The organism is Paractinoplanes hotanensis (genome assembly GCF_023717965.1).
GTDB classification, from domain to species: Bacteria; Actinomycetota; Actinomycetes; order Mycobacteriales; family Micromonosporaceae; genus Actinoplanes; species Actinoplanes polyasparticus.
On the sequence record NZ_JAMQOL010000059.1, the window covers coordinates 16,141 to 40,843 of the forward strand.

Sequence of the window (24,703 nt, forward strand, 5' to 3'; positions counted from 1 at the left end):
GTCAGGCCGATGCCCGGATGCTCTTGTAGAGCTCCAGGTTCTCGCCGGTGAAGTGGGTGTTGAAGAAGGATTCCGCCTTGCTGATGAACGCCGCCCGGTCGACCTGGTCGATCTCCACCACGGTGCGGGTGGAGTCGCCGCGCCATCCGTCGAGGACCTTCTCGGTCTCGTCGTCGACGCATTTGCGGTTCTCGGCGCGGATGTCGTGGATGGCCTTGAACAGCGCGTCCTTCTGGGGCTGGCTCATCTTCTCCAGCGTCTTGTCCGACATCACGACGTAGTGGGTGCCGACCTGGTGGTTGGTGAGGCTGGCGACCTTGAGGATCTCGTCGAACTTCTGCGCGTTGGTGGCCACGACCGGGTTCTCCTGGCCCTGAGCGACGCCCTGTTGCAAGGCCAGGTAGAGCTCCTCGACGGCGATCGCCACGGCATCGGCGCCGAGCGCCTTGGCGTTGGCGAGGAATTGCGGTGTGTTCGGGAACCGGATCTTCAAGCCGGCGAGGTCCTCGGGTTTGCGGATCGGCTTGGTCGCGGTGAAGGTCCGCATGCCGAAGTACCAGGCGTCCACGATGGTGGTGTCGGTCGCCGCGTTGAACTCGGTGAAGAACTCTTGGCCGTTCTGGTCGACCCATTTGAAGAAGTGGTCGATGTCGTTGTAGGCGTAGGCCGCGTCAAGCACGCCGATCTTCGGGAAGGCGGTGGACATCGCCGAGCCGCCCTGCAGATCGATGTCGATGTCACCGCTCTGCACCCCGGCGTAGCGTTCGGCGTCCGGGCCGAGCTGGCTGTTGGGGAACATGTCGATGGTGAGGCCGAGGTTCTGTGCCTCGACCCGTTCCTTGAGTAGTTTCATGCCGCAGTAGAAGTTCGGCTGGCTCTCCGGCTGAGAGCTGCCGATCTTGATGGTCAGAGTGGGGTTCTCGCCTTCGGCGGCGGGGGTGTTGTTCGAGGTGGAGCACCCTGTGGCGAGCACGAGTGCGATGGGAAGGGTGAGCGCCGCGGTGATGCGGCGCCACCCTGCTGGACGTTGGTGCATGGCGTTTCTCCTCCCGGTGTGGGATGACGGGCGGTGGGTCAGAATCCGAGCAGGCCGGGTAGCCAGAGCACGAGGCCGGGCAGTGCGGTGACCAGGATCAGCACGGCGACCAAGGGAATGAGGAACGGGGCGACACCGCGGAACACGACGTCGACCGGTTTGGCGATGACGGAGCTGGTGATGTAGAGAACGCTTCCCACGGGTGGGGTCAGCAGGCCGATCATCAGGTTCATGATCATGACGACGCCGAAGTAGACGGGATCGACACCGAGTTCCATGGCGATCGGCAGCAGGACCGGCACCGTCACGAGGATGACCGCGGTGGCGTCGATCAGGGCGCCGAGGATCAGCAGGATGATATTGACAAGGATCATGAAGACCCAGGGACTCTCCGTGACGGCCGTGAGGTACTCGGCGATGTTGCGGGAGACGTGGGCCCGGGTGAGGAGCAGGCCCAGCAGCGCGGCGGCACCGAGGATCAGGGTGATGCCGGCGGTGATGACCGCGGTCTCGCGCAGCGCCTGCAGCAGCAGCCGCGGTGTCGCGGAACGGTAGATCAAGCCGAGGATGAGCATGTAGAGGACGGCGACGGCGGCCGCTTCGGTGGGGGTGAACGTGCCGGAGAGGATGCCGCCCAGCAGGATCACCGGAGTCAGCAGCGGGCCGACGGCGTTCACCGCTGCCCGGGTGAACCGGCTACGGTCGAACGGCACCGAGGCGAACTGCGGGCGGCGCATGGTCCACAGCAGGATGTAGATGCACAGCCCGGCTGCCATGGCGAACGCCGGTAGGACGGAGGCGGCGAACAGGGCACCGGTGGAGACGGTCGCGGTCGCGGCGTAGATGACGGCGGGGATGCTCGGCGGCATCACCGGGCTGATGAGCGAGGACGAAGCCGTGAGCCCGGCGGCAAATCCAGCGGGGTAGCCGGCCTTGACCATCGCCGGGATCTGCATCTTGCCGAGACCGGCCACGTCGGCGAGTGCGGAGCCGCTCATCCAGGAGAAACCGACCGCGGAACCGACGTTGACGTACGCCAGGTTTCCGCGCAGCCGGCCCAGGGCGGCCAGGCAGAACTCGTAGAGCCGGTCGGCGATGCCGATCCGGTTGGCCAGCACACCGACCAGGATGAACAGCGGGACGGCGAGCAGCGGGAAGCTGTTGAGCCCGTCGAAGGTGGTCTTCAGGGCGAAGCCGGAGGAGCGGCCGTCGGCGATCGCGTACCACAGGCTGGGGCCGATGAAGGCGAGGGCGACCGGCACCCGGATGAACAGCAACAGGGCGATGATCGCGCCGACCATCCACAGTTCGAGGATCATCTCGCCTCCGCCGCGTCGAAGGGGACGTCCTCGCGGGCTGCGGTGAAGACCCGTATGACGGCACGCACGGTGCCGGAGACGAAGCCGAGCATCGGGACGGCGTAGAACATCCAGATCGGGATGCCCAGAGCAGCGGTCGTCCGGGTCGGGTACGCCTGGATCAGCTCCCACGCCTCCCAGACGAGCACCGCGCAGATCAGGCCGGTCACCGCGGCGGACACGGCTTTGACCACGACGAAGGCCCGCCCTTTGACCAGGTAATCGATGACCTGGATGGTGATGTGGCCGTTGTTGCCGATCAGGTAGCCCACCATGCTGAAGGTCAGCACGATCAGCGAGTAGTTCGCGAGCTCGCTGACCCCCGGCCAGTTCAGCGCGGGCACGTAGCGGCTGATCACCTGCCAGAGGACGCTGAGGAAGATCGTCGCCAGCGCGAGGCAGGCGATCCACAGCTCCGCGGCCGCCCAGGTGCGCAGGACTGCCGGCTCGCGCGAGTGCTGTTCCGGCTCGGGGCGGGACGGCGGGCCGCCGGGGGTGGCGACGGGTTCAGCTGCCATCGGCCATCGCTCCCGGCACATGGCCCGGCCGCCGGCTGCGCGGGCCGGCGACGCGGGACGGGGTGGTCAACAATGCGCCCTCGCTCTCAGGTGTACGTCTGTCGCGACACGAGGTGCCGCGGTTGTGCCGACACGGCGGTGACCGGAATCGAACTTCGGCCATGTGGCCAAGGCCACCATCGGACGTGCGGTCTCTGGATGGCATTTAACCGGGCATCTCATGCCGCCCCACCAGCGGACCGCTGTTCGGACCTCATGGACCACTGTATGGACTATGTGTAAAGTACGGGCGCCCCTCGTTCCTGGCAAGGGCTTGAGTCCGGACCGTTACGGATAGATGAAAGGTGAGCCCCGGAAGCGAGAATGGTGGCGATGCAGGAAGGATGGTCAGCGGACCATTCCGGCGACACAAGGAGAGTGCAGAACCGTGGACGCGCCCCTCACCCGCAATTCCGCGGCCAAGCCGTCCGCGGCGGAGTCCGCCGACCAGCAGGGCGTCCGAAGCGTCCAGCGCGCGCTGGGCATCCTCGGCCTGCTGACCGATGACCGGCCTACCGTCTCCGTCCGCACCATCGTGGAGGAGACCGGCCTGGCCAAGACCACCGTGCTGCGGCTGGTGTCGACTCTGGAGCAGAGTGGCCTGCTCTGGGCCACCGGCAGCGGATACATGGCGGGACCCGGACTCTGGCGGTGGGCGCACCTCGCCCGGCGCAGCTGGGAGCTGCCGCCCGAGACCCAACGCGAGATGCGCGAGCTCGCCGCGCGCCGCCGCGAGACCGTGAACATGTATGTGGTCCGCGACATCTACCGGGTGTGCGTCGCGCAGCAGGAGAGCCCGCAACCGCTGCGGCATGTCGTCCAGGTCGGCGACGAGCTGCCGATGTGGGCGGGCGCCTCCTCGAAAGTGCTGTTGCGTGACGCTTCCGACGGGCTTCTGGAGCGGATCGCCAAGCAGTCGCCGCACGGCCCGCAGCACGCGGTGACGATGCGCGAGTGGATCGACGAGACGGCCGCCAAGGGGTACGGCGAGAGTCACGGCGAGCGCGAGGCCGGCCTGTCGGCCGTGGCCGTTCCGATTCTCGGGCAGTCCGGCAGTGTCGTCGCAGCGCTGGCGCTCAGTGGGCCGACCGTCCGCTTCACCTCCGAGCAGGTCACCGCGTTCGCCGCCGACCTGCGGCAGATCGCTTCGCAGATGGCCGACCGGGGTTTCGATCGCCCCTTCGGCAGCGGAAGGTGACCGCTCCCCCGCTGTCACCATCGCAGTTCCACGGCCGAGCCGGTGCGCGACGACTCGTAGACCGCCTCGACGATCGCCAGTGATCGCAGCGCGTCGCGACCCGTGACGGCCGGCTCACGGTCCTCCCGCAGCGCCGCGACGAAGTCGGCGACCTGCTGGGCGTGGTACGGCGCGAGGTGGTCGTGGATCTCGGCCAAGGCGAGATCGAACCGGCGACCGGTGGCGTACCCGGTGGCGAACGCCTCCTCACCGGGCAGGGTCCGCACATCGGTGAAGCCGACGCCCTCGGGAAACTCCATCACGCTCGCCGTACGGCCCCGGGCGTCGCTGACCCACACCTGCACGCCGAGACCGGGCTGGAAGGTGGTGCCGGCCTGCACCGTGGCGACGGCACCGGAAGCGAACTCGATGAGCGCGGCGGCGGTGTCCTCGACCTCGATGACGGCCTGGTGAGCGAGGGTCGCGCCCCGGCCGGTCACCCGCCTGGCGGGGCCCATGAACCACTGGAGCAGGTCGATGTGGTGGATCACCTGGGTCATCAAAACCCCGCCGCCCTCCGTCGCCCGGCGACCGCGCCACGGCTCGGCCCGGTAGTAGTCCGCTCCCCGGTTGAGGCGGGCGACAACGGCACCGCAGATCGGCAGGCCCATGCGCCCGTCGTCGATCGCCGCGCGGATGCGCGCCGCCGCCGGCCAGAACCGGCGCTGGAAGAGGACCCCGAACCGCACCCCGGCGGCCGCGGTGGCGGCGATCATCCGCTCGCCCTGTTCGACCCGCAGGGCCATGGGTTTCTCGCAGAGCACGTGGGTGCCGTGGCGGGCGGCGGCGAGCACCCCGGCCTCGTGTTCCGCGTGCGGGGTGCAGATGGTGACCGCGTCGAGGCCGGCGGCAAGCATCTGCTCCAGATCGCCGAAGGACCGATCGATGCCGTGTTCCGCGGCGAACGCCCGGGCCCGCCCCGAGTCGATGTCGGCCACCGCGGCCACGTGGACGCCCTCGACACCGCGCAGGGCGTGCACGTGGTTGCGGGCGATCCGGCCGCAACCGACGATGCCTATCCGCACGCCTCACCGCCTCCCGACAGGTGGGCGGCGAGGCCGCGCATCGCCATCTCGTAGACCTCTGCGCCGAAGCCCGCCAGGAATCCCCACGCGGTGGCCGCGGTCAGCAGGTCGCGGTAGACCGGTTCCCGGCCGAATACGTTGGTCAGGTGCACCTCGACGATCGGGCGGTCGAGCATCCGCAGCGCGTCATAGAGTGCGACGGAGCGGGTGGACAGGCCCGCCGGGTTGATGATGACCGGCGCCGCCTGGTCGTATGCCTGGTGAACCCAGTCGATGAGCTGTCCTTCGACGTTGGACTGAGCGAAGAACAGGTCGAAGTCGAGTTCCTCGGCGATCGCCCCGCATCTCTTCTCGATGGCGGGCAACGTCACCCGGCCGTACAGGTGCGGTTCGCGCCGGCCGAGCATGTTGAGATTGGGACCGTTGAGGATGAACAACCGCTCCGCCACTGACGGCCTCGCCTTCTGGTGCCGGCGGCCGGCGCCGGCACCTCGGGGGGTCACTCGAAGATGCCCTGGTAGATGTCCTTGATGTTCCAGTGCCCCGGAGTCGGCACCGGTTCGTTGACCATCGGCACGTCGATGACCGCCGGCCGGCGAGCGGCCAGGGCGGCACGCAACGCGTCGCCAAGGTCGCCGGCACTGGTCAGGGCGTAGCCGTCGGCGCCGCAGGCGCGGCCGAGAGCGGCGAAGTCCGGGCTGTACGGTGTGCCGTCCGGTCCGGTGAAGTCGCAGCCGTAGCTCTGTCCGAAGTTGGCGGCCTGCAGGTCGCTGATGGTGCCGTGGGACCGGTTGTTCATCACGACGAAAATGACCGGGGCGCCCTGTTCAACGGCCATCGGCAGGGCCGGGAGCTGAGCGCTCATGCCGCCGTCACCGATCAGCGCGACCACGGTGCGGCCAGGCTGGGCGATCTGGACACCGACCGCCGCGGCCGGGCCGAAGCCCATCGTCGAGGCGCCACCCGGCGTGATGAACCGCCCTTCCTCCGGCAGTTCGTAGCACTGGGCGACGCCGTTCTTGTTCCAGCCGACGTCGGTGACCAAGACCGCGTCGGCGGGCAGTATCGCGCGCAGGTCGGTGAGGATGCGTTCCGGACGCAGCGGGAAGTTGTCGCTGGTGCCGCGTTCGCGGCTGTCGGTGAACAGGGTGCGCCGCGTCGCGGTGATGGTCTCCCGCAGCCCGTCGCGGTGCCGGGGTTGCGGATGGCGGGCGCGCACGGCCGTGTCGATCGCCTGCACGGCGTGAGTGACGTCGGCGACCGCGCCGACGGCGACCGGGTAGTTGCGGCCGATCTCGGCCGGGTCGAGGTCGATCTGGATCAGCTTGGCGGGCGGGAACTGCCAGGTGTAGCGGGAGTCCCAGGAGCTGGCGTCGGTCTCGGCGAAGCGGGTGGCCAGGGCGAGGACGACGTCGGCCTCACGGGTGTACTCGTTGGTGATCTCCAGGCCCCAGAAGCCCGGCATGCCGAGCAGCAACGGGTGGCTGTCGGGCAGGGTCCCCTTCGCCATCAGCGAGTGCACGACCGGGATGTCGAGATGCTCGATCAACGAGCGCAGCGCGTCCAGGCCGGGCCCGCGACGCAGTCCTCCGCCGAGGTAGACGAGAGGTTTGCCGGCGGCGAGCAGCATGTCGGCGATGCGGTCCGCGACATCGGCGGGCAGGCCCGGGCGCTGCGCGACGGCGAGCGGGTAGGCACCGGCAGTCTCGGCGGGGACGGGCCGGGAGAAGTGGTCCATCGGCACGCTGAGCAGCACCGCGCCCGGGCGTCCGGACGCCGCGGTCCAGAAGGCGCGTTCGGTGAACCGGCCCAGGTCGGCGACCTGGTGCACCTGCCAGGCGCGTTTGACGAACGGCCGGTAGACGGCGGTCTGGTCGGCGTCGGCGTGCAGGTTCATCTCCTGGTGCGGGTGCCGGCCGTGGTAGTAGGACGGGATGTCACCGGCGATCGCGACCAGGGGCACCGAGTCGAGCGCGGCGGTGAGCACCCCGGTGACGCCGTTGGTCAGGCCGGGGCCGACGTGCATCAGCACGACGCCGGTGCGGCCGGTGGCCCGGGCGTAGCCGTCGGCGGCGTGCGCGGCGGCCTGCTCGTGGCGGGCGATGACGAACCGGATGCTGCTGCGCCCGATCGCGTCGAGCAGGGCGATATTGGTGTGCCCGCAGGTGCCGAAGATGTGTTCCACGCCGTACGACTCAAGCTGGGTGACCAGCGCTTCGGCGGCGGTCACGGTCTTCTCGTCCGATCCGATGGTCATCGGGCGTCCTCCTGGTCGCCGAAGAGGGAGATGCCGCGCATCATCAAGGTCTTGACGACCGTGTAGTCGTCGATCATCCAGCGCGGTGCTTCGCGGCCGAAGCCGGAGTCCTTGACCCCGCCGAACGGGATGTGATCGAGCCGGTAGTTCGAGGACCCGTTCACGATGAGTCCGCCGACCTCGAGCTCGCGCCACGCGGTGACGATGCGCCGCACGTCGTGGGTGAACAGTCCGGCCTGCAGGCCGTAGCGGCTGTCGTTGCAGGTCGCCAGCACGTCGTCGAAGTCGTCGAACGGCTGGACGGCCACGGCGGCGCCGAACACCTCCTCGCGGATGAGGCGGGCATCCGGCGGCGGGGACGCGACGACTGTCGGGATCACCGTCGCTCCGTTCCGGCGGCCGCCGGTGGTGATGGTCGCGCCAGCGGCCGCCGCCTCGTGCGCCCACGAGACGACGCGTTCGGCCGCGTCGTTGTCGACCATCGAGCCGATGTCGGTGGCCGCATCGAGAGGGTCGCCGACGGTGAGCTTCTCGACCGCGAGGGTGAACGCCGCGAGGAATTCGTCGTACCGGCTGCGGTGCACATAGACCCGCTGCACCGAGATGCAGCTCTGCCCGGAGTTGCTGTAGCCGGTGGCCGCGCAGATCCGGGCGGCCGCGGCGATGTCGGCGTCCTCGCAGACGATGGTCGCGGCGTTACCGCCGAGTTCCATGACCAGGCGTTTGGCGCCGGCCGACCGAGCCACCGCGGCGCCCGTCTCCGGGCTGCCGGTGAAGCTGATGACCCCGACTTCAGGCGCGGCGCTCAGGGCCGCGCCGACCGGTCCGCCGCCGTGCAGCACCTGGACCGCCTCGGGTGGCATCCCGGCGTCGAGCAGCAGCCGTACCACCGCCGCGGACGACGCGGGGGCCTGCGGCGGCGGTTTCACGATCGTGGTGTTGCCGGCGGCGAACGAGGCGGCGAGCTTGTGTGCGAGCAGGTTGGCCGGCGCGTTGAACGGGGTGATCGCGAGGGCGACACCGACCGGGGCGCGGTGGGTCAGCGCGGTGTTGCCCACGCCGCGGGCCCAGCCCGCCACCGGCAGGACCTCCCCGCCGATGCGGCGGGCTTCGGCGGCGGAGACGGCGAAGGTGTCGGCCACCCGGTCGATCTCACCGCGGCCGTCCTTGACGGGTTTGCCGAGTTCCCGGGCGAGCAGCGTGGCGATGTCGTCGCGCCTGGCCAGCGCCTCGGCGGCGGCCCGTTCCAGCACACCGGCGCGGGCGGCGGGCGACATCCGGGCGACCGCCTTGGCACCACGACGTGCGTACCGAAGAGCGGCCTCGACGTCGTGATCGGTGGCCTGCCGGGTGGTGCTGACGACGGCGCGGGTCCAGGGACCGACGCGGTCCGCCCGCTGTCCGTCGCTCACCCACTCGCCGGCGATCAGGCATCCGACCGTGGTCGGCGCGTCCTCCGGGACGGCACGGCCAGGGTTGTCAATCATCGGCACTCCTCCGAGCGAACCGCTTAGCAGTCCATATGGACCACCCTGTGGACTAGGTGTAACGTACGGGCCGCGGAGACCCCTGGCAATGGCTGGCTCCGCGGTTTGTTTCGGGGAAGTGAAAGCCGCACTGCTCCGCCGCCTGACCGCCATGCCGGGCTTCTCGCCCGATGACGACCGAGGGGCACGTCTCATGGATGACGACCGACCGTTGCACGGCGTCCGGGTTCTGGACCTGACGAATGTCCTGGCCGGCCCGTACTGCAGCTACCACCTGATGCTTCTCGGCGCAGAGGTCGTCAAGATCGAGAGGCCCGGTGACGGGGATCTGGCCCGCAAGCTGGGTCCGGAACCCGGGTTGAACCGGGCGGCGATCGGCGCGTCCTTCCTCGCGCAGAACGCGGGAAAGAAGTCCGTCGAACTCGACCTCAAGGACACCGCCGACCGGGCGACCTTCGAGGCCCTGCTCACCGGCACCGACGTCCTGCTGGAGAACTTCCGGGCCGGTGTCCTGAGCCGGATCGGGTACGGCTGGGAGGTGCTGCACCGGATCAACCCGCGCCTGGTGTACTGCGCGATCTCCGGGTTCGGGCAGACCGGGCCGATGCGCCAAGCGCCCGCGTACGACCAGATCATCCAGGGCCTGTCCGGCATGATGAGCGTCACCGGCACACCGGAGACCGCGCCGCTACGGGTCGGGTTCCCGGTCTCCGACACCATCGGTGGCCTCGTCGCCGCCATGACGATCGCCGCCTCGCTGGCCGGGCGGGCCAGAACCGGCAAAGGTGTGTGCCTCGACGTCTCCATGCTGGAGACCTCCCTGTCCGCGATGGGATGGGCCGCGTCGAACTTCCTGGTCAGCGGCATCCCCCCGGAACCGATGGGCGACCAGAACGCCACCGCCGCGCCCTCGGGCACCTTCCACGCCGCGGACGGGCCGCTCAACATCGCCGCCAATCGGCAGGAGCAGTTCGAGACTCTCTGCCGACTCATCGAGCGCCCCGAACTGCTCACCGACGAGCGATTCGCCGACCGCGAGGCGCGTAAACACCACCGGTCCGCGCTCAGCGATGCGATCAACACAGCGCTGCGCGAACGCCCGGCCATCGAGTGGGAGCGCACGCTCTCGGCGGCCGGCGTGCCGGCGGCCCGCATCCTGACCGTCCCGCAGGCGATGGAACTCGACCAGCTGAAGGCCCGCGGCTTCTTCACCGACCTGGAGTTCCCTGGCGACCCGGACCGGACGCTGCGGGTCACCGGCAGCGGGGTGCTCGTCAACGGCGAGGCCCTGCACCCCCAGGCACCGCCGCCACTGCTCGGTGAGCACAACGACGAGTTCAAGACCATCACGGACGAGGTGACCGCACCATGAGCCAGGACCGGCCCGAGCCGACCGTCCGAGACGTGTCCGACTGGTGGGCGACGAGCGTCTCGCGCATCGAACCCAACCGCATCGAACTGCGCGGTCACCCCGTCCAGGACCTGATCGGCTCGATCAGCTTCGCCGGGATCATCTGGCTCATGCTGCGCGGCGAGACCGCCACGCCGGGTCAGGAGCGACTGCTCGAGGCGGCCCTGGTCTCCTCGGTGGACCACGGCCCGCACGCGCCGTCCATCGCGGTGGCCCGGATGGCGGCGACCTGCGGAATCGGCCTCAACAACGCCGTGGCGACCGGCGTCAACCTGCTGGGCGACGTGCACGGCGGCGCCGGCGAACAGTGCATGGCCCTGCTGGACGACGTCCGGCGCCTGCACCAGGATGGCGCCGACCTCGTCGTCGCCGCCGAGACGACCGTGGACTCGTGGCGGATCCGCTCGAAATACCTGCCCGGCTTCGGGCACCGCTTCCACTCCGTCGACCCCCGCCGCGACCCGCTGCTCGCTCAGGTGGAACACGCCGTCGCCGGTGGCGTAGTCGACGGTTCCTACCTGCGCGCGGCCCACGCCATCGAGCACGTCCTCGCCGAGGGCCGCAGCCGGCCCGTGCCGATCAACATCGACGGCTGCACCGCCGTCGTCTACGCCGAGCTGGGCTTCCCGCCGCCGCTGGCCCGGGGACTGTTCGTCCTGAGCCGCAGTGTCGGCATCCTCGCCCACGCCTGGGAGGAGACTGGCCAGGGCCGCCGCAACAAGGGCCCGATGCCGCCGTGGATCCTGCCGACCTTCACGCAGGACACCTGACAGGGGTGCGGTGCCGTCGAGACGGCCGGCCACCGCGACGCTTCCACCGCCGCCCGCGGCCCACGGCATCGCATCGGCCATTGGACGCTCTCCCCTCTGGCGTTGACACCGGCTGGTGCGGCTATGCCGCGTCGGCCGGTTTCCGGTTCGCCGGCACGCCGTCGAGGCGGCGGCGCGCCGCCGCGACCGCCAGGCGGGCATGCTCCTTCGCCCCGATTTGCGCCACCAGCTGCGCACGGGGAATCTCCAGGGCGTACGGGATACCGGACGGCAGGGCTGCCAGGATCGCGTCGACGTCGATGCCGCCCTCGCCCGGGTAGAGCCGTTCGAACCGCGCGGTGTGGATGAGTTCCTCCCGGGTGGGTGGCACCCCAGGCGGCGCGTCGCAGACGTGGGCGAAGTGGAACCACTCGGCCGGCAACTCACGCAGATCGGCCACACTGGAGCCGGAGCGGGCGAAGTGCAGCAGGTCGATCAGAATGCCGGCGTTCGGCTGATCCGCCGATCGCAGAACCCGGGTCGCCTCGGTGAGATCCGGTGTCTCGGTCCACGAGGGGAACTCCAGATCCATGGTCAGGCCGAGCGGGCGGGCCATCTGGCACAACTGCGCGTACCGGTCGATCTTGCGGTTGCGGTCCGGATCGGGCAGCTGGACGATGACGTGGCGCGCACCGAGTTCCGCGCCGGCCTCCAGGAAACGCTGAAAATCCCGCGGATCCTCGTCGGGACCGATCCTGGCCAACTCGATGTCGAGGACCTCGACCCCGGTGGCCGCCAGGCGCACCTTCGTCGTGCGCATCAGCGCGGGATCGGTGGCCAGCGGATAGTGCGGCTCGACCGGTGTCACCCGGGTCAGGCGCAGGCCCACATACCGGTATCCGGCGTCCGCGGCAGCCTCGACCAGTTCCGGTGGGGACAGGCTCAGCGCCGTCAGGTGGGCCAGGGAATAGTCGTGCTCACGACCGTACGACTGCTGTGGTGTCTCCCGGAGTCGCCGCAGGCGACGTTGCCGGTGTGCGGCCATCCGCACCGGAGCGCTGCTCGCGGCGCCATAGCCGGCGTAGTCACCGATGCGTTGCACCACCTCGAAGAACAGCCGCGAGCCCAGCATCTCGGTGTAGAAGTGCAGGTACTCGCCACCCTCGTCGCAGTCGTAGAGAATCGAGTGCTCGCGCAGGGTCGCGAGCAGCTCCGGCTCCGGGGCCAGGCGGGCGTCGAGGTCGTCGTAGTAGTTGTGCGGGATGCGCAGCACCGGCGCGCCGAGCTCGCGCATGGCCCTGGCCGCGGAGATCACGTCGTCGCTGGCGAACGCGATGTGCTGAGGGCTCGGCACGGCCGGTGCCCAGGAACCGCGGCGCAGCGGCGCCGTGTTGAGCGTGATCCGGACGGTGTGCCCGGCGTCGGTGGCAGACCGGCTGCGCAGCAGACCGAAGGGTGCGGTGAGCTCGATCGTCTGGCCCGACTGCAGGCCCAGAACCGTGCGGTAGAAGAGGGTGACCTGATCGAAGTCGTCCACCGGCTCGGTGAGAGCGATGTGGTCTGTCGCGGTCACCAGGCCCCCGGTGCACGTCTCGGCGTCGGTCGCCTCGAAGTCGGCCAGCCAGCCGTTGCCGTCCGCGCCCGCACGGCAGAAGAAGACCGCAGTCCCGTCGGGAGCGGCCACCGAACTGAGGTCGGCCTCCTCCGGTTGACGCACGCGAGGCAGCACCGGAGCGAGCAGCCGATCCGCACGCTCGGCCGAACCCGCGGGATCGCTGCTCTCCAGCCCGAGGGCGCAGATGGCTGCCGTGCCGGGCGCGACCGTCCGCTGCGACGCGAAGTTGAGCAGGATCCGGGCGGCGCCCTGCTGCCACAATTGCACCGGCTTGGAGCGGTGCGCCCCCGTCCGGGCGAAGCCCAGAGCGGTCAGGGTCCGGGCGATGACCGGGCCGGACACCTCGTCGACGGCGAGTTCGGTGAACATGTGGCCGCCGAGACGCGGCGCGGGGGTCAGGCCGGGTGATCGCAGCCGGCGCCGCGCGACGGGTGGGCCGCCGACGCTGACCGACTCCTGCAGGGCGAGCAGCGACCGCATACCGTCGATGGCGGCGTGCCGGGGATCGGCTTGCCGGTAGACGTCGTTGAACACCTCGAGCGAGAGCGGCCCGTCGTAGCCGGTGGCCAGGACCTGGCTCAGGAACCCGGCCAGGTCGAACGAGCCGAGGCCGGGAAAGAGCCGATGGTGCCGGCTCCACTCCACCGTGTCCATCTTCAACCGGGGCGCGTCGGCCAGTTGCAGGTGGAACACCTTCGAGCCGGGCACCACCCGGATTCCGGCCGGGTCGTCGCCTCGGGACAGCACGTGAAAGCTGTCCAGGCACAGGCCGAGGGCGGGGTGGTCGGCGCGCCGCACGATCCGCCACGCGTGAGCGTACGTGTTCACGAAGCGGCCCCAGGCCAGCGGCTCGTACGCGATGCGCAGCCCGCGGACCGCGGCCCTCTCGGCCAGCTCCCGCAGGTGGTCGGCGGCCAGATCGTCGTCGTCGACGGCGTCGGCCGACTCCGACGACGCGACCAGCATCGTGACGGCGCCCAGTTGTTCCAGCACGCTGAGCTTGTGGTCCGCACGGCGCAGGTTGGCCCGGAAGGCGTCGGGGGCGACCGCCTCGAAGTCGCGGAAGGGCTGGTAGAGGTCGATGGTCAGGCCACGACGGGCGCACTCCTGCCGGACTCTCGCCGGTGACCATGCCGACGCGATGAGGTCGCTCTCGAATATCTCGATCCCATGGAAGCCGGCTGCCGCGGCGGCCGCGAGCTTGTCCTCCAGGGTCCCGGACAGGCAGGCGGTGGCGATCGTCAGGCGTGGTTCGGCGCGCGGTGCGACGGCCGCGCTTCGAGCAGCATCATGATCGGCGATGAGCATGGTGCACTGCCTTCCTCGATGGCTTCGCCCGGCGTCGAGGACGGGCTCAGCGATGCGCCGATGGGACGACACAGGGTGCGCCGCCGACGGTTCCGAACCACAGGCGTTGCCGCCGGCCACAATGTATGTACTAGTTAGTTCGTTAGTTATACGCGTCGCGTGGCGGAGGAGGAAGGGCCCCGAACCCGTGACTAAGGTGAATCTTCGATCGAAGGAGGGCCATGTGGCCACGCAGACGCCGGACTCGCCAGCTGCGGCCCCCGCCGCACGAGACGCTGAACGGACCCGATCCGAGATCCTCGCCGTCGCGACCCGCGAATTCGCCGACAAGGGCTTCGCCGGCGCCCGCGTCGACGAGATCGCGGCGAAGACCCGCACCACCAAGCGGATGATCTACTACTATTTCGGCGGCAAAGAAGGTCTCTACATCTCGGCGCTCGAGCAGGCGTATACCGGGATTCGCGCCCTCGAACAGCAGGTCGACGTGGAGCACCTCGACCCGGCCGAAGCGATCCGGCGGCTCGCCGCCCTCACGTTCGACCATCACGAGTCGCACCCGGACTTCATCCGGCTGGTGAGCATCGAGAACATTCACTACGCCCGGCACATTGCCCGGTCCGAGATCCTGGCGGGCCTGGCCAATCCGGCGCTGGACGCGCTGACCCGAATCCTCGAGCGCGGTCGTACGGCCGGCCGGTTCCGTGACGACGTCGACCCGATCGACGTACACATGATGATCAGCGCGTTCTGCGTCTTCCGGACCGCCAACCGGTACACCTTCAACGCGATCTTCAAACGGGACATGCTCGACCCCGCCCGAAGGGACCACTACCGGACCATGATCAGTGACCTCGTGCTGGAGTACCTGACCGCCGGCCGATGACGGGTCGGACCAGCGCGCGTTCGTAGGCGATCAGCGCCGCCTCGTCCTCGGCGTCGCCCTGCCCGCAGGGCCCGCCCGTATTGTCGAGCTCCCGGACAACTCGTCGGCACACGACACCATCACTAGCCGAGGGCTGACCGCACCTCGTGGCCGGCGACCAGCATTTCCGGTACGCCGTGCGGCGCGCGACGGGTTCGGCGGCGACCGGCGGCGGCACGGTGATGCTGAGATCGTCGTACCAGACGGTTTGCCCGGGACCACCGCGGACAACCTGAGACAACCGCAGCCAACTTTCGCGCCGCGCCACCAACCACGATCATGGATTTACCGGCCCGGACCTGACCGGCAAACCCAGCGAAGATCACCGTACGCGCGTTCGTGTCATCGAGGTGTCGTGAACGTCCATGTAGGAATCAGTCGCGCATCGACATTCGGCATCACCGACAAGGAGACCCGTCAGGTCGAAATTCGATCACTCAGACCATGAAACGCCCTGCTCAACCATGACCCATATCGATGCAGATCGAAGACTAAAGAGCCGTTAAGTACGAGTCGGCCACGAAGATCAGCCGGAGTCCTGGTGCAAACCGTACGCGCGTACGTGCAAAAATACGTGTCAGCCGCCACGAACACATTGATGTCGAGCGTCCGAGCTGGGCTTCGCAGCGGTACACGCGTTGCCGATGAGACTGCGTTCCGAGGTCATCGGTGCCCTGAACCTGTTCGAGGCCGAGCCGGCAACCTACGGTCAGGAGAAGCTACGCGTCGGGCAGGCGCTGGCAGACATCGCGACCGTCGGCCTGCTGCAGCAACGCGCCATCCACACCCGCGACGTGTTGACGAACAACTCCAGGCTGCACTCAACAGCAGGGTGCTGGTCGAGCAGGCGAAAGGTCTGCTGGCCGAGCGGCTGCAGGTCGATGTAGAACAGGCCTTCCGGTCTGCCTTCCGGTGGTTGTTCGAGACTGGTCCCGGCAAGATCGGTGCCGGGCTCTTCGAGACGGTGAGCAGCACTGCGGCGTCTTCGAGCGCCTCCAGCGTGTGCCGACGGTCCGGCACTATCAGCAGGTCTCCGTTTGCACCCTCCCAGGACGTTTCGCCGGCGCCCAGGCGGACCCGGCCGTGCAGGACGAGGGAGGGCTTGCTTCGGCTGGATGCGGGGTCCAGGGCGACACCTCAACCCCACGCCTGCTCACAGCATCTGGCAGGGCGACGTCAGCGGGCTCGGCGAAATGCGCGTACGGTCAGACTGTCGCTCGGGACCCCGGTGGCCGTAGAGCCCGCCGTCGCCGCCGACATCTCCCACCATTCGTGGATCTCGCCGTGCTTGACACGTCCTCGACCGGCCCCGGAGTCCGGATAGGAGTACGGCGGCCGCCCTGAGTAGGTGGCACCGCTCTCCGAATCATCCGTTGGTGCGCTGGACGCGCCGCGGAACATGTGTCACGAACACTTGAAGGAATGTGAGTGCGATGGTCAACATCGCCAACGATCACGAAGCCTCCCCCGTCACCACCACGGAACGGCGAGAACAGAGTCCGAGCCACCACGTCGGCACCGCTGCCGCACCGGACACCGCGTTCTCGGTCAACGGCAGGACGGCCACCGCGACGCGGTACCTGCTCGCCGGCATCCGGCTCGCGCTGGGCTGGGTGTTCCTGTGGGCGTTCCTCGACAAACTGTTCGGCCTCGGCCGCAGCACCCCCGCCGCCAACGCATGGCTGGACGGCGGCAGCCCCACCGCCGGGTTCCTCGGCAAGGCCGCCACCGGTCCGTTCTCGGGCATCTACCACTCCATCGCCGGCAACGTCGTCGTCGACGTGCTGTTCATGACCGCACTGCTCGGCATCGGCGTGGCCCTGCTTCTGGGCATCGGCATGCGCATCGCCGCCGCATCAGGTGCGCTACTGACGGTCCTGATGTGGACCGCCGTGCTGCCGCCGGAAACCAACCCGTTCATGGACGACCACCTCGTCTACGCCGCCGTCCTGGTCCTGCTGGCCCTGCTGGGCGCCGGAACCACGTGGGGCTTCGGCCGCCGGTGGGCGGCTACCCCGCTTGTGCGACGCAACACCTGGCTCACGTAGACCCGAGCGCGCGTGCGTTTCCGGGCTCCGGAGGCGCACGCCACGGGCAGCAGTCCGGCGCCGATAGGGAGACCTGCTGATGGCGATCCGCGATCATTTCGCGCAATGGATGCACCAGCATGGCCGGCCGAACCGGCCGGCTCGCATCCTCAACCGGATGACCTGTACCGTGCCAGAACTCGTCGCACATGCTGTGAGCTGTGATTTCCCGGTTTGTGTCGAGGATCATCAGTATGTTGGTTCGGCTGGTGTACTTGACGATGATCCGGCTGGTCAGTGCTCTCGGATTGCTGGTTCGTAGCAAGACCGCGGTGGTCGCGGAGGTTCTCGTGCTTCGTCACGAGGTCGCGGTACTGCGGCGGCAGTTGAACGGTCGGCCCCGGTTGTCCTGGCCGGACCGGGCCATTCTGTCGGCCCTGGCCCGCCTGCTACCCCCTGCTGTCCGAGCCCACCGGCTGGTCGCCCCGGCCACGCTGCTCGGCTGGCACCGGCGGCTACTGCGCCGCCACTGGACTCACCCACGTAAGGCCGGCCGGCCACCGGTCAGCGACGAGATCCGCGACCTGGTACGACGCCTCGCCCGGGAGAATCCTCCGATGGGAGCATCGGCGCGTCCAGGGCGAGTTGCTACGGCTGGGCCATCATGTCGGCGCGGGCACAATCCGCCGCATCCTCGCCCGGCGGCCCGGCCCGGCACCGCGAACCGTGGACACCAGTTGGCGAACCTTCCTGCGTGCCCAAGCGCACGGCCTGCTGGCGATCGATTTCTTCCACGTCGACACGATCCTGCTGCGACGCTCGTACGTGCTGGTGGTGATGGAGGTGGCCACCCGCCGCGTCCATCTACTCGGGGTCACCACCAACCCGGATCACGCCTGGGTCGTGCAGCAGGCCCGCAACCTCGTCATGGACCTCTGCGACCGTGCCGGCCGGTTCCGGTTCCTGATCCGCGACCGGGACGGCAAGTACAGCGCCGCATTCGACGAGGTCTTCACCTCCGAGGGCATCACCGTGGTTAAGATCCCGCCACGCACGCCGCGGGCGAACTGCAACATCGAACGCTGGGGCCGCAGCCTGCGCCAGGAGTGCACCGACCGGCTACTGATCTACAACGAAACGACACGCCCTCACGGTGGTCAGCGAGCACGTGGACCACTTCAACGACCACCGACCGCATCAAGGCCGGCAGCAGTTGCCACCAAACCACGACCCGGCCGTCGTCATCGCGATGGACGCCCCGGTACGACGCCGGCAACGCCTCGGCGGCGTGATCAACGAATACCATCGGGCAGCCTGACGCGATCTTCAAAGTGCCAGCTCACGGCCATGTACGGGGTTATGGCACCGTACATGGCGGGCACGTCGAGTACCTGTTCTTCAGGGGGCACCAGCCCCTGGTAGAGGGCCGTCCGATTGACATTTGTGCGCCGCCGCCTCGCGGCACGGCGTGCCAGTGCGCGGACGGGTCCGGCAGGGCGTCAGCGGACCGGATCGTCGCCCGACTGTCCGGCCGGGGTTCTCAGTTCTGACCGACGTGGCGGTGCCGGCCCGGTCGCTGAGGGCGATTATGGATATCGTGTACGGACGGCGGGCGTGGGTGTCACGGTTGGGCTGGACCCTTATCGGGGCCGCCCTGCTGGTTGTCGGCTCGTGGGTGGTCGTATCCGCCATGCATGCCCGGACCACGGACGAGTTCAACCGCTGGGTGGGGTGGGCCAACATCCTCGCGCTGGTGGTCGGCGCGGTGGGAACGGCACTCGTGGCGTTCGACAAGGCGGGGCGGCGTCGGGACTACTCCGCTCCTGACAGATCGGGTGAGGTTGCGGAGCGCTGTCTAGCCGAGTTCGGATCCGCGATCGAGCAGGCGTGGTCGCGTGAGGCGGTAATCCGCCAGGTCGGGCCGCCCGCCCCCGTCATGGTGCGTTGGTCGTCCACCGGTAGGCCGGCGGCAAGCCGCAACGTGGTCCTGGACGAATCGGAGAGCCCTGGCTGGCGGGAGTTGCCGCTGGAGGGTGATGTTGGTCAGATCGTAGCCGCGTTCCGCGCCCTGCCCCACCGACAACTGCTGGTACTTGGTGACCCCGGTGCGGGCAAGACGATCCTCGCGATGCTGCTGACACTAGGGCTTCTGCGTCGCCCGGAACCGGGCGAACCGGTTCCGGTACTCCTTTCCATCAGTTCGTGGGACACCGGCGAGCCCATCGGTGAGTTCATCGTTCGTCGCCTGGTAGAGGACTTCGCCGCCGTCCTGGCCGAGCACGGCGAGCCCGCGACGCTTGCCTGGCGGCTGCTCGGGCAGCGGCGGCTGTTGCCGATCCTCGATGGCCTCGATGAGCTGCCGAGCGAGAGGCATGGCGAGGCTCTCGACGCTCTTGATCGATTCGGCGCTGAGGAGCGGCCGTTCGTCGTCACTTGCCGGGGTCGCGAGTACGACCGCGCGGTACGTCGCCAGCAGACGATCCTCTCCCGGGCCGCAGTCATCGAGATTGATCCAGTTGGGGTGGAAGCGGCGATCACGTTTCTGTCCTACCCGGAGCTGGGGAGCCCGCGTTGGCAGCAGGTCTTCCGCCGGATGCGGGAGCGCCCCAAAGGGCACCTGGCAGCTGCCCTGTCCACTCCGCTGCTGGTGGCACTGACGCGGGTGGCGTATACGGAGCCGTCCACCTCACCCGCCGAGCTGCTCGACCTCCCGACGCGGCGTGCTGTCGAGAATCACCTTATGCAGGCGTTCCTCACGAGCGTCTACTCTCTGCCGCCCGACCCGCACCCGTACGGGATCCGCCCAGGCAGTGCGTACAAGCTCGAGCGGGCGGAACGGTGGCTGGCCTGCCTCGCTCATCACCTGAACCAGACCGGGCTCCGTGACCTGCGGTGGTGGCAGATCGATCCCGCGTTGCTGGCGCGACATCGGATACGTGCGCTGATCATTCCTCTGGTCGCCGCGGTCCTCGGCGTCGCCGCGATCTGGGGCGGCATCGTGGGTGCCACGCAGGGCTGGTGGCCCGGGGCCAGAGCCGCCGCAACGGGCTTCATCATCGGCGTACTGGCCGTCTGCGACGTCTACCAGGCAATGTGGCCCGAGGGTTACCCCTCGTTCGCGCGGCGGCTACAACAGGCGCGGCGTGTGCGGCGCCCCGCCACCTGGCGGCTGCGCCTCGGGTATGGGATCGGAGGCGGGCTGCTCACCGGCCTGCTTGTCGCGGACCTGCGTACGACGCTTCCGGCCGGGATCCTGTGCGGTCTGCTTGCGATGAGCCTGCCCACCTGGCGGCCACGTCGGCGGCTGCCACGCAACGATCCAGCCGCATCGTTTCTGATCAACCGGCGCAGGGTCGCCAACGCCGTCGTGCAGCACAGCATTACCGCCGCCGCCGTGTTTGCCGTGCTGGCATGGCTGGTCGGGTCCACGCCGATTGGGTCGACGGCGGTTGCCGCGGCGGCCGTCTACGCCACGACGGCGGGCCTGGCTGCCGGGGGCTGGACGTGGATCCAGTTCCGGTTGGCTCATGCGCGGCTGGCCTGGGATCACTGGTTGCCATGGCGGCTGGGCGCGTTCCTCGACGACGCGCACCGAAACGGCGTCCTCCGCCAAGCCGGTTCCGTCTACCAGTTCCGTCACGCGCTGTTGCAGGACCACCTAGCTAACCGTCTCCGAAAGGAGCGCCTGCGCGAGGACGCCGTGCGGGGCAACAGGTATTCCGCCGAGAAACTGGTCGAACTTCTTGTGGAGCAGGGTGCGGTAGACGAGGCGATCGAGTTGCTGCGCGTGCGTGACGCAAGTAGCAGCTGGATCGATCAGGGACAGTTGATCGATCTGCTGGCGACCCGCGGACAGGTCGGCGAGCTGAGGGTGCTAGCCGACCGGGGAGTCGGGGCAGCGGTGTGGCGCGTGGCGCTGCATGCGGCCGAAAACGGTCAGGTCGCCGAGGTTATGGAACTGCTGTCCAGGACCGATGTGGCTTCATCTCGCATTGGTTCCGGTCAGCGGGACGAGGGGGTCGAGCGAGGGCTCGCCGAGGTGCTCGCCGCACATGGTCATGAGCAGGAGCTGACCGACCTGGCCGACCGGGGCAACAACAGTGCGGCGCTGGAGTTGGCGGGTCTGCTCGCCTCGCGGGGCCGGGTTGAAGAGCTGCGGGCGCGAGCCGATGGCGGGGACCATTTTGCCACCTGGCGCTTGGTGCGATTGCTACGCGAGCAGGGGCGCGTCGAGGATGCGATCACCATGCTTCGGGTGCGGGTGGACCGCGGTGACTCCTCTGTCGTCTTAGACTTGATCGAATTGCTTGCCGAACAGGAGCGTTGGGACGCCATCGCCGACCTGCTGCGGGTAGCGGTCGATGATGAACGGTTTCCGAGCTCTTTCTATGCAACGAAGGTTGCCGATTTTCTAGCCGAACGCGGTCGTGTCGAGGAGTTGCGGGTGCTGGCCGAGGCAGGTGGCTGGCGGGCGTCCGAACGGCTGACCCCCATGCTGATCGCGCGGGGCCGGGTTGTCGAGGCCATCGAGACGCTGCGCGCGGGTGCCAAAGCTGGCCGGTTCGGCGCCGAAGCAGAGTTGATCGATCTGATCGCCGATCCGGCCGTGGTCAACGCGGCGGTCGAAGTGCTGCGCGCCAGTGTCGAATCCGGCGGCCCGGGTGCCGCGCGTCAGCTTGAAGAACTGACTGCCGACCTCCATCTGGTCCACGACGAGATCGCGTCTCTGCGCGCACGAGCCCGGACGGGAGACAAGAGCGCTAGCGGTCGCCTCGCCGACCTGCTCGCCAGGCAGGGACGTGTTATAGAGCTGCGGGCTCGCGCAGATACCGGTGACCAGGCGGCCGGCGAGCGGCTCGCGGAGCTGCTCATGAAGCAGGGACACGTTGACGAGCTACGCGCTCGCGCAGACGACGGTGACCAGGCGGCCGGCGAGCGGCTGGTGGCGCTGCTGACCGGCCGGGGGGAGCTCGACGAGTTGCGGGCCCGAGCCGACGTCGGCGACCGGCAGGCAGTCGAACCTCTGGTCGACCTGCTCGTCAAGCGCGGCCGCGGCGACGAGGCGATCGAGTTCCTGTGGACACAGGTTGATATCGACGTCACGATCGGTGACAGCAATGGCAACGGCGACCTACCGAAGCGGTTGGCGCGCCTGCTCGCCGAGCAAGGGCACATCAGCGACGCCGCCAGAATCCTGCAGGCGCTGGCGGACAGGTACGACTTCGAAGCGGCCCACCAACTCGCCAGCCTAAAGGCGGTCCAGGCCGCGATCGAGGTGTTGCGCCCCTACGCCGACGATGGAAACGACGACGCGGACAAGGAACTGGCCGAGCTGCTAGCCGGGCGTGGTCGCGTCCGGGAGCTAGAGCAGCGGGCTGACGCTGGTGGCTGGCACGCATCCCTCTGTTTGGCCGAGTTCCTCGCCAGGCACGGCCGGATCGACGAGTTGCGCAGGCGCGCTGACGCCGACGACTGGTGGGCCGAGCGGCTCCTGGTTGATCTGCTCGTCGCGAACGATGATGAGCAGGCATTGCGTGAATGGGCCGAGACCGGCAATCTGTCGGCGCTCTGCGGGCTGGTTGCGCGCTACGCCGAACAGGATCGACTTGACGAGGCGATCCGGGTGGTGCGGAGCACCAGTAATGCCGACGCCCGGAGCGAAGCGGCCCGTTCATTGGCTTACTTGCTCGCCAACCGGGAGCGGGTTGACGAGGCTATCGACGTCCTCCAAGCGTTCACCAACGTCGAGGACCGCTCGGCATCCCGGCGACTGGTCGACCTGCTCGCGCGACAGGGCCGTCTCGACGAGGCCATCGAGGTTGTCCTGCAGGTGCTCAACTTGGAGTATGCGGACGTCGAACCTGTTGTGGATGTCGAGTCTGACCCAGAGGGCTCGGCTGCCGAGTCGGGCTTGGAGGGTCTGGAGGAAGACTCGAATGTCGAGTTCGGCGGCGAAGGGCTGTACCTCGGTGGCGGAGACGTACGTGACTGGGAGCGGTGTCTGATCGACCTGCTGGCCGAAGGGGGCCGGGTAGACGTGCTGCGGGCCGCTGCGGATGCCGGCGATCCTTATGCACGCACACGGCTAGCCGCCCTCCTCACCCGGCTCGGCCGGGTCGACGAACTGCGGGCCCGCGCCGTGACCGGCGACTGGCCCGCCGCCGAACAACTCCTCGCTACCTTGGACGGCCACGGCGGCGCCGATGAGGCCATCGAGATCCTGCGAACTCTGCTGGATGGCGCGGACGCCCACGGCTCGGGCGTGGATGTCGAATCCGTCAATGTCGGCGTGCGGCGGAGTGCGATGAGGCGCCTGGCTGATCTGCTCGCCCTCCACGAACGGGTTGACGACCTACGGACACTAGCGGAGACCGACAACGAGTACGCGCGTGCCCGCCTGGCCGGTCTGCTCGCCCGACTCGGCCACGTTGACGAACTGCGAACGCGTGCCGACGCGAGTGATCCCTACGCCGCCGAGCAACTCATCACCGTGCTCCACCGGCGGGGCGACACCGATCGGGCCATCGAACTTCTGCTGGTATGGGCCAAGAACCGGCGATCGAACACCGAGCCGCACCGGCGCGACCTCCTCTGGGATGGAGCCCCGACCATCGGGGACTCGGCGTCGTGGGGTCTCGAGTTTAGGCCGCTCGACCTGGTCGCCGATGACGGCGTGCGGGTCTCGTCACCGGCGCCCCCGAGCTTCCGCGAGGCCAGGAACGAGTTGGTGGATCTGCTAAGTGAGCAGGATCGGATCGACGACTTGGCTGTCCTGGCCGCTGCCAGTGACTGGTACGCCAGGCGGCAACTTGCGGCCCTGCTCGCTCGCCTTGGCCGTACCGACGAGTTGCGGGGACTCAGCGATTCCGGCGACTCGTATGCCGCCGAACTGCTGGTGGCAACACTGGCCCGGGAGGACCGGATACACGATATCGTCACGATTCTGCGGACCAGGGCCGGCGACGGGCTTGCCGAGATGTCCCTTAATAAGGCAGCCGAGAGGGTGGCAGACTCACTCGCCGGCCAGGGTCGCATCGGGGATGCACTGGAGGTTCTGCGGGCACTGGCCGCCGCGGGTCGCGTCGGCGCCAGCGCCCGGGTGGCGACCCATCTCGCCGAGCGCGGTGACATCGATGAGCTGCGAGCGCTCGCCGATGCCGACGCCTCGGGGGCCGGCTGGAGGCTTGCCGACCAACTGGCGCGGCTCGGGCGCGTCCAGGAGCTGCGGAAGCGGGCCGACGCCGGCGACTGGGATGCCGCCAGCCGGTTGGCGCAGCTACTCATCGAGCGGGTCGACTGACCCGGCTCGACGGCGGGCGTGGCCGCCCGGGTTCTCGTCAGCCTCGACCGAAGGCCGAGCGAGGACCAGTGGCGGGGGTGGTGGATGCGCTGGTGCCGGCGACAAGGTAGAACGTCATATAGGGCCTTGGGGTCGAGCGTGTTTGGTGTGGTTACCAGTGCTCGTACCTCAAGGCCCTACCTGTTGTCAGCACACCACGCCGCGCGCCCACCGACAGCTATCCACAGCAGGCACAGATTCCGGACGGGCTCTGAGGCATCCGAGCCGTAGCCCGCGTGGCGCATGCGGCACAGCGGCAGGTTTTAGGGCCGCCCGTAGTTTCCAGATCATCGGCTCTGTGACAGAGAAGACGGGATTCTGTGTCACGGAGCCGATATCGAATTCCGTCCTCTCTCGACGGGGCCTCTTGCATGT

The 24,703-nt window shown here is 68.8% G+C and carries 18 protein-coding genes; 10 read left to right on the forward strand and 8 right to left on the reverse strand.

Translation table 11 applies throughout. The annotated features are described in order from the left end of the window. Position 1: 1 nt before the first annotated feature. The 3 genes from dctP to LXN57_RS38215 are packed head-to-tail and all read right to left on the reverse strand — an operon-like array spanning position 2 to position 2,912. Positions 2–1,036, reverse strand: a complete 1,035-nt coding sequence (gene dctP / locus LXN57_RS38205) for a TRAP transporter substrate-binding protein DctP (protein ID WP_251803098.1) — start codon at positions 1,034–1,036, stop codon at positions 2–4. A 38-nt stretch (positions 1,037–1,074) separates the two neighbouring features. Next, the gene (locus LXN57_RS38210; RefSeq protein ID WP_251803099.1) at positions 1,075–2,355 is read right to left on the reverse strand and encodes a TRAP transporter large permease; all 1,281 of its coding nucleotides are present in this window, start codon (positions 2,353–2,355) and stop codon (positions 1,075–1,077) included. Then, positions 2,352–2,912: a TRAP transporter small permease gene (locus LXN57_RS38215; protein WP_251803100.1), complete on the reverse strand. Its 561-nt coding sequence runs from the start codon at positions 2,910–2,912 to the stop codon at positions 2,352–2,354. The genes LXN57_RS38210 and LXN57_RS38215 overlap by 4 nt, the downstream gene beginning before the upstream one ends. Before the next feature lie 427 nt (positions 2,913–3,339). On the opposite strand from LXN57_RS38215, the gene LXN57_RS38220 reads away from it, so the two are divergent. Continuing rightward, positions 3,340–4,149 carry an IclR family transcriptional regulator gene (locus tag LXN57_RS38220; RefSeq protein ID WP_251803101.1) on the forward strand — a complete coding sequence of 270 codons (810 nt, stop codon included), beginning with the start codon at positions 3,340–3,342 and terminating at the stop codon, positions 4,147–4,149. A 14-nt stretch (positions 4,150–4,163) separates the two neighbouring features. Here LXN57_RS38220 and LXN57_RS38225 read toward each other — a convergent pair whose 3' ends face one another. The 4 genes from LXN57_RS38225 to LXN57_RS38240 are packed head-to-tail and all read right to left on the reverse strand — an operon-like array spanning position 4,164 to position 8,957. Next, a complete protein-coding gene (locus LXN57_RS38225) occupies positions 4,164–5,213 on the reverse strand; it encodes a Gfo/Idh/MocA family protein (protein ID WP_251803102.1) in 1,050 nt (349 codons plus the stop codon). Then, positions 5,204–5,662, reverse strand: a complete 459-nt coding sequence (locus LXN57_RS38230) for a type II 3-dehydroquinate dehydratase (RefSeq protein WP_251803103.1) — start codon at positions 5,660–5,662, stop codon at positions 5,204–5,206. The genes LXN57_RS38225 and LXN57_RS38230 overlap by 10 nt, the downstream gene beginning before the upstream one ends. A 50-nt stretch (positions 5,663–5,712) precedes the next feature. Then, a complete protein-coding gene (locus tag LXN57_RS38235; RefSeq protein ID WP_251803104.1) occupies positions 5,713–7,470 on the reverse strand; it encodes a thiamine pyrophosphate-binding protein in 1,758 nt (585 codons plus the stop codon). Continuing rightward, on the reverse strand, positions 7,467–8,957 hold the full coding sequence (locus tag LXN57_RS38240; protein WP_251803105.1) for an aldehyde dehydrogenase family protein: 1,491 nt from the start codon (positions 8,955–8,957) through the stop codon (positions 7,467–7,469). Before LXN57_RS38240 ends, LXN57_RS38235 begins: the two co-directional genes overlap by 4 nt. Positions 8,958–9,150: 193 nt before the next feature. On the opposite strand from LXN57_RS38240, the gene LXN57_RS38245 reads away from it, so the two are divergent. Both LXN57_RS38245 and LXN57_RS38250 read left to right on the forward strand, forming a co-directional pair. Further along, complete coding sequence (locus tag LXN57_RS38245; protein ID WP_251803106.1) at positions 9,151–10,329, forward strand: CaiB/BaiF CoA transferase family protein; 1,179 nt, start codon at positions 9,151–9,153, stop codon at positions 10,327–10,329. After that, complete coding sequence (locus LXN57_RS38250; RefSeq protein WP_251803107.1) at positions 10,326–11,138, forward strand: citryl-CoA lyase; 813 nt, start codon at positions 10,326–10,328, stop codon at positions 11,136–11,138. The genes LXN57_RS38245 and LXN57_RS38250 overlap by 4 nt, the downstream gene beginning before the upstream one ends. Before the next feature lie 121 nt (positions 11,139–11,259). Here LXN57_RS38250 and LXN57_RS38255 read toward each other — a convergent pair whose 3' ends face one another. Then, a complete protein-coding gene (locus tag LXN57_RS38255; protein ID WP_251803108.1) occupies positions 11,260–14,040 on the reverse strand; it encodes a TIM barrel protein in 2,781 nt (926 codons plus the stop codon). 223 nt (positions 14,041–14,263) lie between these two features. Between LXN57_RS38255 and LXN57_RS38260 the strand changes: the two genes are divergently transcribed. The 7 genes from LXN57_RS38260 to LXN57_RS38285 all read left to right on the forward strand — a co-directional run bounded on the left by LXN57_RS38260 (position 14,264) and on the right by LXN57_RS38285 (position 24,289). Beyond that, a complete protein-coding gene (locus LXN57_RS38260) occupies positions 14,264–14,923 on the forward strand; it encodes a TetR/AcrR family transcriptional regulator (protein WP_251803109.1) in 660 nt (219 codons plus the stop codon). A gap of 683 nt (positions 14,924–15,606) precedes the next feature. Then, positions 15,607–15,849, forward strand: a complete 243-nt coding sequence (locus LXN57_RS38265) for a hypothetical protein (protein WP_251803110.1) — start codon at positions 15,607–15,609, stop codon at positions 15,847–15,849. Next, positions 15,795–16,286: an ANTAR domain-containing protein gene (locus LXN57_RS48425; RefSeq protein ID WP_369077298.1), complete on the forward strand. Its 492-nt coding sequence runs from the start codon at positions 15,795–15,797 to the stop codon at positions 16,284–16,286. Before LXN57_RS38265 ends, LXN57_RS48425 begins: the two co-directional genes overlap by 55 nt. 109 nt (positions 16,287–16,395) lie before the next feature. Then, the gene (locus LXN57_RS38270) at positions 16,396–17,010 is read left to right on the forward strand and encodes a DoxX family membrane protein (protein WP_251803111.1); all 615 of its coding nucleotides are present in this window, start codon (positions 16,396–16,398) and stop codon (positions 17,008–17,010) included. 79 nt (positions 17,011–17,089) lie between these two features. Continuing rightward, complete coding sequence (locus tag LXN57_RS38275) at positions 17,090–17,311, forward strand: hypothetical protein (protein WP_251803112.1); 222 nt, start codon at positions 17,090–17,092, stop codon at positions 17,309–17,311. 404 nt (positions 17,312–17,715) lie between these two features. Beyond that, positions 17,716–18,411 carry a transposase family protein gene (locus tag LXN57_RS38280; RefSeq protein ID WP_251803113.1) on the forward strand — a complete coding sequence of 232 codons (696 nt, stop codon included), beginning with the start codon at positions 17,716–17,718 and terminating at the stop codon, positions 18,409–18,411. A 166-nt stretch (positions 18,412–18,577) separates the two neighbouring features. After that, entirely contained in the window at positions 18,578–24,289 is a 5,712-nt protein-coding gene (locus LXN57_RS38285; protein ID WP_251803114.1) for an NACHT domain-containing protein, read from the forward strand. The last annotated feature ends 414 nt before the right edge of the window (positions 24,290–24,703 follow it).

Excerpts from the sequence above, each read along its gene's own strand:
- dctP (WP_251803098.1), bottom strand. The coding sequence starts at position 1,036 with ATGCACCAACGTCCAGCAGGGTGGCGCCGCATCACCGCGGCGCTCACC.
- LXN57_RS38235 (WP_251803104.1), bottom strand. The coding sequence starts at position 7,470 with ATGACCATCGGATCGGACGAGAAGACCGTGACCGCCGCCGAAGCGCTG.
- LXN57_RS38255 (WP_251803108.1), bottom strand. The coding sequence starts at position 14,040 with ATGCTCATCGCCGATCATGATGCTGCTCGAAGCGCGGCCGTCGCACCG.
- LXN57_RS38275 (WP_251803112.1), top strand. The coding sequence starts at position 17,090 with ATGGCGATCCGCGATCATTTCGCGCAATGGATGCACCAGCATGGCCGG.
- LXN57_RS38265 (WP_251803110.1), top strand. The coding sequence starts at position 15,607 with ATGAGACTGCGTTCCGAGGTCATCGGTGCCCTGAACCTGTTCGAGGCC.
- LXN57_RS38250 (WP_251803107.1), top strand. The coding sequence starts at position 10,326 with ATGAGCCAGGACCGGCCCGAGCCGACCGTCCGAGACGTGTCCGACTGG.
- LXN57_RS38215 (WP_251803100.1), bottom strand. The coding sequence starts at position 2,912 with ATGGCAGCTGAACCCGTCGCCACCCCCGGCGGCCCGCCGTCCCGCCCC.
- LXN57_RS38285 (WP_251803114.1), top strand. The coding sequence starts at position 18,578 with ATGGATATCGTGTACGGACGGCGGGCGTGGGTGTCACGGTTGGGCTGG.
- LXN57_RS38245 (WP_251803106.1), top strand. The coding sequence starts at position 9,151 with ATGGATGACGACCGACCGTTGCACGGCGTCCGGGTTCTGGACCTGACG.
- LXN57_RS38270 (WP_251803111.1), top strand. The coding sequence starts at position 16,396 with ATGGTCAACATCGCCAACGATCACGAAGCCTCCCCCGTCACCACCACG.
- LXN57_RS38240 (WP_251803105.1), bottom strand. The coding sequence starts at position 8,957 with ATGATTGACAACCCTGGCCGTGCCGTCCCGGAGGACGCGCCGACCACG.
- LXN57_RS38210 (WP_251803099.1), bottom strand. The coding sequence starts at position 2,355 with ATGATCCTCGAACTGTGGATGGTCGGCGCGATCATCGCCCTGTTGCTG.